We start from the raw sequence: 10,413 nt of genomic DNA on the forward strand, positions 1-10,413 counted from the left end.
CCGTGAGGACGTTGACGTGACCGACATCGCCATGCTGCCCGAGTCCTGGCGCGGGGTTCTGGGTGACGAGCTGCAGCAGCCCTACTTCAAGGAGCTGACCGAGTTCGTCGAGGAGGAGCGGGCGAAGGGTCCCGTCTACCCGCCGCGCGAGGAGGTCTTCGCCGCGCTGGACGCGACGCCGTTCGAGCAGGTGAAGGTCCTCGTCCTCGGCCAGGACCCGTACCACGGCGAGGGCCAGGGCCACGGCCTGTGCTTCTCGGTCCGCCCCGGCGTCAGGACCCCGCCCTCCCTGCGGAACATCTACAAGGAGCTGCAGGAGGAGCTGGGCCTGCCCGTGCCGGACAACGGCTATCTGATGCCGTGGGCCCGGCAGGGCGTGCTGCTGCTCAACGCGGTCCTCACGGTCCGGGCCGGCGAGGCCAACTCGCACAAGGGCAAGGGCTGGGAGAAGTTCACGGACGCGGTGATCCGCGCGGTGGTCTCCCGCCCCGACCCGGCGGTCTTCGTCCTGTGGGGCAACTACGCGCAGAAGAAGCTGCCGCTGATCGACGAGACCCGGCACGCGGTGGTCAAGGGCGCCCACCCCTCCCCGCTGTCCGCGAAGAAGTTCTTCGGCTCCCGCCCGTTCACCCAGATCAACGAGGCGATCGCCGCCCAGGGCCACGAGCCGATCGACTGGCGCATCCCGAACCTGGGCTGAGGCCCGCCCCGGCGGGCCTCGGCGCCGCCTGTCCGGGAATCCGCCGCACGCCGGTTAGCGTCGGACCGACCCATTGCCGACGGTCCGGAGGGCACTTGTGGTGGAGCGACAGGAGCAGGCGGCGCCGGACGCCGTGCCGACGCGGATCGGACAGGTCGTCATGCTGCACCACGGGGGCGACCGCGAGGAGGCCCGCAGCCGCTTGCTGGACCTGTGGGCCGAGATCGGCGAGGAGGGCGACCCCCTGTACCGGTGCACCCTGGCCCACTACCTGGCCGACACCCAGGACGACCCGGCGGACGAACTCGCCTGGGACCTGCGGGCGCTGTCGGCGGCGGAGGAGCTGGCCGACGGCCGTGCGGGCGGTGACCCGGCGAGCGTGCAGGGCTTCCTCCCCTCCCTGCACCTCAACCTGGCCGCAGACTACGTGAAACTGGGCCGCGCCGAGGCCGCCCGCAGCCACCTGCGCCGGGCCCGCTCGGCCGCGGGCACCCTCGCCGACGACGGTTACGGCGCGGGGGTGCGGTCCGCGATCAGCCGGCTGGCGGTGCGGTTGGGGGAGGGCGGGTAGCTTCGCCGGCGGGGGCCGCACCCGGTCGACGTCCCGTCGTCCGGCGGACCCGCACCTCGACACGGCCCCGCGCCTGTGACGGAGCGCGGGTCAACGGTCGTAGGTCCGTGCGCAGAACCTCGCCTCGGGGTCCTCCTTCTGCCGGCCGCCGTACCTCGTGCCCAGGGCGCAGACGTCCGGGGCCGGTGCGAAGCGCCGGGTCGGCGAGGCGGGCTGCGGTGATCCGGTGCGCGCCGGGCGCGGGGCGTCGGCCGGGGCGGGGGGCCGGTGCGGGGACCCGGGTGCGGGCTGGGCGCGGCGCCGGACGGGGGGCCCGGAACGCGCCGGGTGCCGGGACGGGCCGGCCATCTCCAGTGCCTCGCGGGCCGGTGCCTGGACCACCCGGGGTTCCGCGCTGCCGTCCGGGCGGGGCGCGGTCGGCCCGGAGGGCGCGGTGTCCGCCGGTGCCGTCGCCGGGTGCCGTACCGTCACACAGCCGGTGAGGGCCGAGACGGCCACGGTGACCAGAAGCGCTGCGGTCGTCGTGGTTCGATACACCCGCGCAACTCTGCTGGCTCCATCGCGGCTCGGCACCGGGCAGCCGAGCCGGATGCGCCCGTACGGGTGATTGCATGCCCCGTGCGGAGGGCACCGCGGTGCCGGGGCTGACGTTCAGGCTCCGGCGGCGCCGTCGAGCCGCGCCCCCAGCAGGCTCCCGAGCAGCTCCCGCAGCCCCGTGCGGATCTCCTCCAGGTCCGGTGTCCGGCTGCTGAACGAACCGGCCGCGCAGGAGAACAGCAGCCCGTCCGCCCAGGCGACCAGGGACAGCACATGGCGGTCCGGGTCGGCCGATCCCGCCGCGGTGAGCATCGCGGCCAGCTGTTCCCTGAAGACGGCGCCGGTCCGGTCGTAGAAGGCGCGCAGCTCGGGGCGGCGAGTGGCTTCCAGCGCCAGTTCGTACCGGGCGATCAGCAGATCGCGGTGGCGGCTCAGCGAGCGGTGCACCGCGCGTGCCAGCCCGTCCGCCAGCGCCGCGGGTCCGGCGCTGGGGTCCGGCATCTCCTCCAGCGCCAGCACCCGGGCCTCCCGTTCCGCGTGCCGGCGTACGGCGAGTTCCAGCAGGGCCTGCCGGGTGCGCGCCACGTTCGACGTCGAGCCCGGGGGCAGCCCGGCCGCCTCGTCCACCGCCCGGTGGGTCAGCCCGCGCATGCCGCGCTCGGCGAGCAGGGCGAGGGAGGTGTCGGCGACGAGATCGGCGCGGGAGGTGCTGGGGCCGGCTGGAGACATGGGGCGACCCTATCCTGCTCACTACGGCTGTAGTAGAGTCGCCGTGTACTACAGGTGTAGTCGCGAGGAGGGGTCATGACTCGTTCGGCACGCGCCGTCGTCATCGGCGGCGGAATCGGAGGGCTGGCCGCCGCGGCCGCCCTGCACCTCGAGGGCTGGTCCGTGACCGTGCTGGAGCGGGCACCCGCCCTCGCCCCCGCCGGCGCGGCCATCTCGCTCGCCCCGAACGCCCTGCGCGCCCTGGACGTCCTCGGCATCGGCGAGGAGATCCGCGACCTGGCCGCCTGGCAGGGCGATGGGGGAGTGCGCACCCCCGGCGGGCGCTGGCTCTCCCGCTCCAGCGCCGAGGCCGCCGCCGCCCGTTTCGGCGGCCCCCTGGTCCTGCTGCCCCGGGTCACCCTCGTGGGCCGGCTCGCCGCCCTGCTCCCGCCCGGCACCGTCCGCACCGCGACGACCGCGTCCCTCGCCGACCCCGGCGACCGGACCCGGCCCGCCCGCGTGACCGCCGGCGAGGAAGACCTGGAGGCCGACCTGGTCGTCGGCGCGGACGGCATCGACTCGCGGGTCCGCGCCGCCCTCTTCCCCGACCGTCCCGGGCCCGTGTACGCGGGATTCACCACCTGGCGGCTGCTCGTCCCGGTGCCCGGCGCGGAGTTCGCCTCGCACGAGACCTGGGGCCGCGGCCGCATCTGGGGCACCCATCCCCTCAAGGACGGCCGGGTCTACGCCTACGCGGCGGCCACCGCGCGGGCGGGGGAGCGGGCCCCGGACGACGAGAGGGCCGAACTCCTGCGCCGCTACGGCGACTGGCACCACCCGGTCCCCGCCGTGCTCGCCGCCGCCCGCCCCGAGGACGTGCTCCGGCACGACGTCCACCACCTCGCCCAGCCCCTGCCGGCCTACCACTCGGGCCGGACCGTCCTCCTCGGCGACGCCGCCCACGCCATGCCCCCGACCCTCGGCCAGGGCGGCAACCAGGCCGTCGAGGACGCCGTCGTCCTCGCCCACCACGGCCCGGACCTCGCCGCCTACACCGCCGACCGCCTTCCCCGGACGACCGCGATCGCCCGCCGGGCCGTCCGGGTCGCCCGCCTCAACATGACCGGCAACCGGGCCGTCACGGCCGTACGCGACACGGCCCTGGCCGCCCTGTCACAGGCCGGACCGGCGCTCTTCCTGCGGAGCTTCGACGGCATCGCCGACTGGCGCCCCCCGTATGCTTCCGGCAGCACCACGCAGGCACGCGGTAGGGAGAACACGTGAAAGTCGGCTGCATCGGACTCGGGGACATCGCGCAGAAGGCCTACCTGCCGGTGCTGGGCACGCAGCCGGAAGTCGAACTGCACCTGCAGACCCGTACGCCCGCCACCCTGGACCGGGTCGCCGACACCCTGCACCTGCCGCGCGGGCAGTGTCACGCCACCCTGGACTCGCTGCTCGCCGCCGGCCTCGACGCGGCCTTCGTGCACGCGCCGACCGCCGTGCACCCCGAGATCGTCACCCGGCTGCTGGAGGCCGGCGTGCCGACGTACGTGGACAAGCCGCTCGCGCACCGGCTTGCCGACTCCGAGCGGCTGGTCGACCTGGCCGAGCGGCGCGGCGTCCCGCTGTTCGTCGGCTTCAACCGCCGGTACGCCCCCGGGTACCTCCAGTGCCTGGACCACCCGCGCGAGCTGATCCTCATGCAGAAGAACCGGATCGGGCTGCCGGAGGAACCCCGCTCGATGGTCCTGGACGACTTCATCCACGTCGTCGACACCCTGCGCTTTCTGGTGCCGGGCCCCGTCGAGGACATGACCGTCCGGGCCCGCGTCGAGGACGGCCTGGTCCACCACCTCGTGCTCCAGCTCGCCGGTGACGGCTTCACCGCCGTCGGGATGATGAACCGGCTCAGCGGCTCGAGCGAGGAGATCCTGGAGGTGTCCGGGCAGGACACCAAGCGCCAGGTGGTCAACCTGGCGGAGATGATCGACCACAAGGGGCAGCCCACGGTGCGCCGGCGCGGCGACTGGGTGCCGGTGGCCCGGCAGCGCGGCATCGAGCAGGCGGTCCTCGCCTTCCTCGACGCCGTACGGGCCGGGCAGGTGCTCAGCGCGAGGGACGCGCTGGCGACTCACGAGCTGTGCGAGCGGGTGGTGCGAGCGGTTCAGGAGCGCTGCGGCGCGGCCTGAGCGCCCGCGCCCCCTCGGTCACGCCCAGCGCGACCAGCACCAGCAGCGCGGCGTGCACCGGCCAGTCGCCGTGGCGGACGTACGGCGTGACGCCGTGCGCGAGCGGTACGTCGTACACCCGTGCGGTGTTCGCGCCGGTGCCGAGCCACGGGCCGAGGCGCTGCCCGCCCGGGCCGTACACCGCCGAGACGCCGGTGAGCGTGGCGTGCACCACCGGCCGGCCGGTCTCGGCGGCCCGCAGCGCGGCCAGCGAGGCGTGCTGCTCCGGCGCCCAGGTGTGCTGGAAGGACGAGGTGGAGGACTGGCCGAGGAGGATGTCGGCGCCGTCCTCGGCGAGGTGCCGGCTCATGTCGGGGAACGCGGTCTCGAAGCAGACCAGCGGGCCGACGCGCAGCCCGTGCCCGACGTCCATCACGGTCTGCCCGGTGCCACGCCGCCGGTCCTCGCCGGCGGCCCGGCCCACCGAGGTGGCCCAGCCGAGCAGCGAACGGGCGGGTATGTACTCGCCGAACGGCACCAGCCGCATCTTGTCGTACCGGTCGCCGGTCAGGCCGTGCGGGCCGACCAGGACCGAACTCTTGTATATGCCGGGCCGGTCGGAGCGGCGGGCGTCCACGTTCACCAGCACGTCGGCACCGGTCTCGCGGGACAGCGCGGTCAGCCGCCGGGCCAGGTCGGGGCGGTCGTCCAGGTCGAAGCCGACGCTGGACTCGCCCCACATGACCAGGTCGACGTCCTGTCCGGCGAGCCGCCGGGTCAGCCGCTCCTCCCGGTCGAACCGCTTGTCGCCGCTGCCCTGTCCGGCCACGATCCCCGGCTGTACGACGGCGATCCGCACCCGCTGGTCGACGTCCGGGCGCGGCGCCCACGCCCACGCGGCCGAGGTGGCGGCGGCCGTGGCGACCAGCGAGGCCACGGCCGGCACCCGTGACTCGCGGACGGCGAGCAGCACGGCCACGGCGACGTTGACGGCCACCACCAGGAAGCTGAGCAGCCACACCCCGCCGACCGAGGCCAGCCGCAGCGCCGGTTCCACCTGCCACTGGCTGGCACCGAGCATCCCCCACGGCCCGCCGAGGCCCTGCCAGGACCGGACCAGTTCCACCGCGAGCCAGCCCGACGGCAGCACCAGCAGCGCGACGGCCGCCCGGCCCGGGGACGGCGCCCCGCCCAGGTACCGGCGAACCAGCCAGCCCCACGGCGCCCAGAGCAGGCCCAGCAGCGCGGCGATCAGGAAGATGAACACGTGCAGGCTGGGCAGCAGCCAGTGGTGCACCGCCACCAGGAAGCCGATGCCGCCCCACCAGCCGTCGTACAGGGCCCGCCGCCCGGTCGGCGCCGAGCGGGCCAGCAGGATCCACGGCACCAGGGCGACGTAGGCGAACCACCACAGGGAGGGAGCGGGGAACGCGAGCACGGGAAGGGCGCCGGCCAGGGCCGCGGCGGCCGAGCGGCGCCACGGGGAGGCCGGCCAGCGGTCGATCATCCTCATAGGGAGCCTCCCTACCCAGCAATGGCTCCAGTGTGCGCACGGATGCGGGGCGGTGCGCGTTTCAGCCCGGGTGGGGCGGCCGGTGGTGGGGCGTCCGGCGCCACTTCTCGTGGACGACGACCTCGCTCAGCCGCCAGCCCTCCGGTGTGCGCAGGAGCCCGAAGTCGTACCGTCCGCCGCACTCCAGGTCCGGGGCGGCGGAGCCGTCGGCGGAGGCGGGGCGCGGGGGGTCGAGGCGCATGGGGTTGAGGTAGTCGGCGCGGACGCGGGCGGTGTCGCCGGTGTCCTGGTCCAGGACGCCGAAGCGCACCTGGCGGTTGACGATCAGGTGCTGGCGCATGGCGAACCGGGCCAGGCTCTCGGCGAGCCAGGCGGCGACCCGGCCCGCGTCGCCCTCGATCCCGCCCGCCGAACGGTAGTCGGCCCGGCCGTCCGCCGTGAACAGGTCCCGGTACGCCGTCCAGTCGCCGTCGTCCACCGCCACCGCGTACGCGGTGACCAGGTCGTCCACGGCCAGCCGGTCCCTCACCGTCGCGAACTCCGTACGCTGCGTCATCGGCCAAGTGTTGGGCACGCCGGGGCCGGAGCCAAGAGGTGTGCGGGGTGAATATTCGGTGGTGCGTGACGTGTGCGGCGGCCGAGGCTGTTCCCGTGAACGATGAAATGACCGCGGCCGAGCCGGCGTTCCGTATCCGTGCCCGGTACACCGACAGCACGGTCACCGTGTACCAGGCCTATCCCCCGGGGATCGGCCGTCCGGCCGCCCGCACCGGACGGTTCCCGTCCACCTGGAAGCGGGACCGGATGACCTGGATCAAGCCCTCCTTCCTCTGGATGATGTACCGCTGCGGCTGGGGCACGAAGGAGGGCCAGGAGACCGTCCTCGCCGTCGACATCAGCCGCGAGGGCTTCGAGTGGGCGCTGCGCCATGCCTGCCTGTCCCACTACGTGCCCGCGCTCCACACGGACCAGGACGCCTGGAAGCGGCAGCTGCGGAGCAGCCCGGCCCGGGTGCAGTGGGACCCGGAGCGGGACCTGCACCTGAACCCGCTGCCGTACCGCTCCCTGCAGCTGGGCCTCTCCGGGGAGGCGGCGGCCCGGTACGCCGACGAGTGGATCGTCGGTATCGAGGACGTCACCCCGCTGGCCACGGAGATCCGCGCGCTGGTGCGGGCCGGTGAACCGGAGCGGGCGAGCGGGCTGTTGCCGCGGGAGACGCCGTACCCGGCACCCGACGAGGCGCTGGCGCACCTGCGGGCGTAGCCGCACGGCGTCCGCGGCTGTCAGGCCGCCTCGATGACCCGCGCGCGGATCGCCGCGGCCCACTCGATCACCAACAGCTCGTACTCCGCGCGCTCCTGGGCCGACAGGGTGCCGCCCGCACGCAGCCACAGCGCCCGGATCTGCTCGTTCACCTCGGCGGCAGACCGCACGGAACCACGGGGCGGGGATTCGGGGGACATGCGGACCAGCCTAGGGGCAGGCACTGACAGCCCGCTACCGCGTGGCTACGCAGAAGGTATGGGGTTGGTCACCGCCACCGCCCGGCGGCACTTCGCCGGCCGTGAACTGCCTGGTCTCACCCGGGCGTTGCCCAGGTCGCGGGCGGGTCGCGGCCGTACCGAAGATGTCCGAAACAGGGGCGGTGGAGCGGGCCGTCAGCCCGCCGACTCCGCCGCGTGCGGGCTCAGGGCGCCCGCGCCGACGAGGGCGATGATCGCGATGCCGAGGGCGACGCGGTACCAGACGAACGGCATGAAGCTCTTGTTGGAGATCCACTTCATGAACAAACCTATGACGACTTTGCCCGAGCGGCTTTGACCTGCAACTTCACCCACTCCGCAAGATCCACTGGGAGAGGAGTGGGAGACGGAGGCGGCTCCCACCCCTCCGGCAACGTCACCACGAACCGCTCCCACCGAGCCTGCAACGCGGCAGCGATCCCCTTCTCCATCGACGGCGTCACATTCGAGTACAACCCCTCAACACCCGCCACCTCATGACCCATCCGGGACTCAACCGCCACACGCCCGTGCTCGAAGTCCTCGTCAAGCCACTCCTTGTGCCCATGCCGCATCAAGTACTGCCGCTTGCCCTTCCAGGCCGGAACAGCTGGCAGATCGGGAACCGGGCGCCGGGAGTCCACGACCTGGTGCTGCCCGAGCCGGATCCGGTCGAACTCTTCCCGGGCATCCCGCCCGTCGGCGAACTTCCGCCAGTAGTGGTAGGTGAAGTTCGCGTTGATCAGCGGGCCGCCATTGATTGACGTAAACACCCACTCGGACTCATGAGATGCGAGCAGCATCTCCAGCAGCTCCGCCAGGAACGACGGGATCACGAGCGTCCGACGCGACTCGTACTTCGGAGGATACAGACCAGCCGGGCCCGTGCCTTCCAGTCGCTGATGCTGGTACTGCACGCGCAGCGCCGGCATCGCGCCGGGCCCGTACCGCTCCAGATCGTCGGCGTGCCGCTCACGACGATCCCTCTCGCTGGCGTCATCAAGGGGGTCAGAGGCAGGCCAGTTGGGGTGGCAGTACTCGCGGCGTAGGCCGTACAGCTCGGCCGGGCGCATGCCGGTCATCGCCGAGGTCCACACGTACACGTAGCCCGGGAACCCCCAGAACGCGAGCGCGTTGCAGGCGAGCTGGTGGACGTCCTCGATGGCCATGGGCCGCTTCCGCTCGCGCGGCTTCTTCTTGTACACGCCGCGGCGCCGCTTCTTCTGCACGGGAGAGGAGGCGCGCAGCCCGTCGGCGACGGCGTCGTCCATCATCATGCTGAACACGAGGAGGATTTCACCGCGGTACCGGTCGCCGATGTTCGGCTGGTCTTCCAGCCACAACTCCCAGGCCCGGTACGCGGAAGGCTTGATGTCGGCAACGGCGGTATCGCCCCAGCGGGGCTCGATGTAGAGCCGGATGTACGACGCGATGTTGCGTTTCCGGAGATGGCCGACACGGATGGTCTGCTGCCAGGTGCGGCAGTACTCGCGCATGGGGATGGCGCCGTCGCGGCGGCTGGTGTAGCGGTCGTTGCGGATGTCGGACTCGCGGTCCAGGCCGTAGGCGACAGCGTCCTCGCGGGTGTCGAACCCGCCCTGGCTGTCGTAGATCCAGCGGCCGGTGTCTGGGTGCTTCTTGCCGGTGTTCCACCGGACTCGCCATTTGTTCCCGCGTTGCTCGGGATAGGGCATGCGTCAACCCCCGATGTGGTGGTGGCGTGATGCACGGATGTGCCGGCGTAGCACCCCTGCCGCCGGCCTCCGCGTGCTGACTGTCCCTACTCTGCCTGAATCGCCTGCTGCCCGACGGGGCATTCGGCGCAGGTGGTGCAGTCGATTCCCTGGCCGGACATCAGTCGCCGTATGCGTGCCTGAATCACGCCGTCGGTGGCTGCTGCGGTGGCCAGGATGCAGACGAGTCCCCCCGCCGTGTCGATGACCCGGGCCATGAATCCGGGCTCGTCGTACGTGACAACTGTCGCCATAACAGGTCCCCCCGTCCTTCTTGGGTGACCCCCAGGTGGTGAGTCAGAAGCGTGGCACGGGGAGTGTGTGTGGGGGTAGTGGTGATTGAGGATTCACCAACTTGTTTTGGTCACAGTTCCGTAACGTACGAAGTGAACTTCCGGTGTCACTGCTGGTGAGAGGCCTCCGGCAGCAGTCCGCGCCTTCGCAGCTCCTCCACAATTCGCTGATTCATGGCCTCAACTTGACCCAGAGTCATCTCGGGATTCGTCAGCGTGGCAGAGCTGCGCACCACATCCCGAAGGGTGGCCTCAAGGGTCGTCGGGTCGACGCGCGTAACCTGTCCGCCCTCGATCAACTCTGTGCCGTCCTCAAGGGTGATGGAGTCCGCTGACCCCTCGATCACGGCTTTGATGGACCCCGGGCGGAAGCCGAAGCCGAGTTCGAGCTTGGCGTAGCTCGTGCCGCGCACCGGCCGGCCGAACTCAATCTTCCGGTACGTCGTATGCGAGATATCGCACGCCTCAGCTGCGGCTTCCTTGCTGGCGAAGCCGAGCGCGACTCGTCGCTGCGTGACAAGCGCGGCGAGTTTCTGCAGGTGGCGGGCGGCGTCGCCACTGGGGGTGGTCATGTCGACATGATGCCAGCGACCGCTAGCGACCGCTAGGTACGCCCCGCTCCGTGACTGTAAGCAGCGGTAAGTGGGCGGGAAGTAACTCCCGTTCACTCACGTCTACTAGCGGA

General features: G+C 72.3%; 13 protein-coding genes and 1 pseudogene. 5 read left to right on the forward strand and 9 right to left on the reverse strand.

Going from position 1 to position 10,413, the window contains the following annotated elements:
* The first annotated feature begins 16 nt into the window (after positions 1-16).
* Complete coding sequence (gene ung, locus ACZ7N4_RS37495; protein ID WP_471368123.1) at positions 17-700, forward strand: uracil-DNA glycosylase; 684 nt, start codon at positions 17-19, stop codon at positions 698-700.
* A gap of 97 nt (positions 701-797) precedes the next feature.
* Positions 798-1,271: a hypothetical protein gene (locus tag ACZ7N4_RS37500; RefSeq protein WP_471368126.1), complete on the forward strand. Its 474-nt coding sequence runs from the start codon at positions 798-800 to the stop codon at positions 1,269-1,271.
* Positions 1,272-1,361: 90 nt separating this feature from the next.
* Here the strand turns inward: ACZ7N4_RS37500 and ACZ7N4_RS37505 are convergent, their stop codons facing one another.
* Both ACZ7N4_RS37505 and ACZ7N4_RS37510 read right to left on the reverse strand, forming a co-directional pair.
* Positions 1,362-1,808 (reverse strand): hypothetical protein, encoded by a 447-nt coding sequence (locus tag ACZ7N4_RS37505; RefSeq protein WP_471368128.1) that lies wholly within the window; start codon positions 1,806-1,808, stop codon positions 1,362-1,364.
* 114 nt (positions 1,809-1,922) lie between these two features.
* Positions 1,923-2,537 (reverse strand): TetR/AcrR family transcriptional regulator, encoded by a 615-nt coding sequence (locus tag ACZ7N4_RS37510; protein WP_471368130.1) that lies wholly within the window; start codon positions 2,535-2,537, stop codon positions 1,923-1,925.
* 75 nt (positions 2,538-2,612) lie between these two features.
* Between ACZ7N4_RS37510 and ACZ7N4_RS37515 the strand changes: the two genes are divergently transcribed.
* Entirely contained in the window at positions 2,613-3,800 is a 1,188-nt protein-coding gene (locus ACZ7N4_RS37515) for an FAD-dependent monooxygenase (RefSeq protein ID WP_471368132.1), read from the forward strand.
* Positions 3,797-4,708 carry a Gfo/Idh/MocA family protein gene (locus ACZ7N4_RS37520; protein ID WP_471368135.1) on the forward strand — a complete coding sequence of 304 codons (912 nt, stop codon included), beginning with the start codon at positions 3,797-3,799 and terminating at the stop codon, positions 4,706-4,708. The genes ACZ7N4_RS37515 and ACZ7N4_RS37520 overlap by 4 nt, the downstream gene beginning before the upstream one ends.
* On the opposite strand, the gene lnt is transcribed toward ACZ7N4_RS37520, so the two are convergent.
* Together lnt and ACZ7N4_RS37530 are read right to left on the reverse strand one after the other, a co-directional pair.
* Positions 4,626-6,200 (reverse strand): apolipoprotein N-acyltransferase, encoded by a 1,575-nt coding sequence (lnt, locus tag ACZ7N4_RS37525; protein ID WP_471368137.1) that lies wholly within the window; start codon positions 6,198-6,200, stop codon positions 4,626-4,628. The genes ACZ7N4_RS37520 and lnt overlap by 83 nt on opposite strands.
* A gap of 61 nt (positions 6,201-6,261) precedes the next feature.
* On the reverse strand, positions 6,262-6,756 hold the full coding sequence (locus ACZ7N4_RS37530) for a nuclear transport factor 2 family protein (protein WP_471368139.1): 495 nt from the start codon (positions 6,754-6,756) through the stop codon (positions 6,262-6,264).
* A 107-nt stretch (positions 6,757-6,863) separates the two neighbouring features.
* On the opposite strand from ACZ7N4_RS37530, the gene ACZ7N4_RS37535 reads away from it, so the two are divergent.
* Complete coding sequence (locus ACZ7N4_RS37535) at positions 6,864-7,463, forward strand: DUF4291 domain-containing protein (RefSeq protein WP_471368211.1); 600 nt, start codon at positions 6,864-6,866, stop codon at positions 7,461-7,463.
* Between the two features lie 20 nt (positions 7,464-7,483).
* Here the strand turns inward: ACZ7N4_RS37535 and ACZ7N4_RS37540 are convergent, their stop codons facing one another.
* From ACZ7N4_RS37540 to ACZ7N4_RS37560, 5 genes and pseudogenes are all read right to left on the reverse strand, one after another.
* A complete protein-coding gene (locus ACZ7N4_RS37540) occupies positions 7,484-7,663 on the reverse strand; it encodes a hypothetical protein (RefSeq protein WP_471368141.1) in 180 nt (59 codons plus the stop codon).
* A 195-nt stretch (positions 7,664-7,858) separates the two neighbouring features.
* Positions 7,859-8,011, reverse strand: a pseudogene (locus ACZ7N4_RS37545) (undecaprenyl-diphosphatase); the annotation flags it as partial.
* Positions 7,993-9,396, reverse strand: a complete 1,404-nt coding sequence (locus tag ACZ7N4_RS37550; protein ID WP_471368143.1) for an integrase — start codon at positions 9,394-9,396, stop codon at positions 7,993-7,995. The pseudogene ACZ7N4_RS37545 and the gene ACZ7N4_RS37550, both read right to left, overlap by 19 nt.
* 86 nt (positions 9,397-9,482) lie before the next feature.
* A complete protein-coding gene (locus ACZ7N4_RS37555) occupies positions 9,483-9,689 on the reverse strand; it encodes a hypothetical protein (RefSeq protein WP_471368145.1) in 207 nt (68 codons plus the stop codon).
* A 146-nt stretch (positions 9,690-9,835) separates the two neighbouring features.
* Positions 9,836-10,300: an LSm family protein gene (locus tag ACZ7N4_RS37560; protein ID WP_471368147.1), complete on the reverse strand. Its 465-nt coding sequence runs from the start codon at positions 10,298-10,300 to the stop codon at positions 9,836-9,838.
* Positions 10,301-10,413 lie beyond the last annotated feature (113 nt).

The sequence above is a fragment of the Streptomyces sp. NPDC107654 genome (genome assembly GCF_055639035.1).

Bases quoted from the DNA above. Each gene is read 5' to 3' on its own strand.
- ACZ7N4_RS37510 (WP_471368130.1), bottom strand. From the start codon at position 2,537: ATGTCTCCAGCCGGCCCCAGCACCTCCCGCGCCGATCTCGTCGCCGAC.
- ACZ7N4_RS37515 (WP_471368132.1), top strand. From the start codon at position 2,613: ATGACTCGTTCGGCACGCGCCGTCGTCATCGGCGGCGGAATCGGAGGG.
- lnt (WP_471368137.1), bottom strand. From the start codon at position 6,200: ATGAGGATGATCGACCGCTGGCCGGCCTCCCCGTGGCGCCGCTCGGCC.
- ACZ7N4_RS37530 (WP_471368139.1), bottom strand. From the start codon at position 6,756: ATGACGCAGCGTACGGAGTTCGCGACGGTGAGGGACCGGCTGGCCGTG.
- ACZ7N4_RS37535 (WP_471368211.1), top strand. From the start codon at position 6,864: ATGACCGCGGCCGAGCCGGCGTTCCGTATCCGTGCCCGGTACACCGAC.
- ACZ7N4_RS37540 (WP_471368141.1), bottom strand. From the start codon at position 7,663: ATGTCCCCCGAATCCCCGCCCCGTGGTTCCGTGCGGTCTGCCGCCGAG.
- ACZ7N4_RS37550 (WP_471368143.1), bottom strand. From the start codon at position 9,396: ATGCCCTATCCCGAGCAACGCGGGAACAAATGGCGAGTCCGGTGGAAC.
- ACZ7N4_RS37555 (WP_471368145.1), bottom strand. From the start codon at position 9,689: ATGGCGACAGTTGTCACGTACGACGAGCCCGGATTCATGGCCCGGGTC.
- ACZ7N4_RS37560 (WP_471368147.1), bottom strand. From the start codon at position 10,300: ATGACCACCCCCAGTGGCGACGCCGCCCGCCACCTGCAGAAACTCGCC.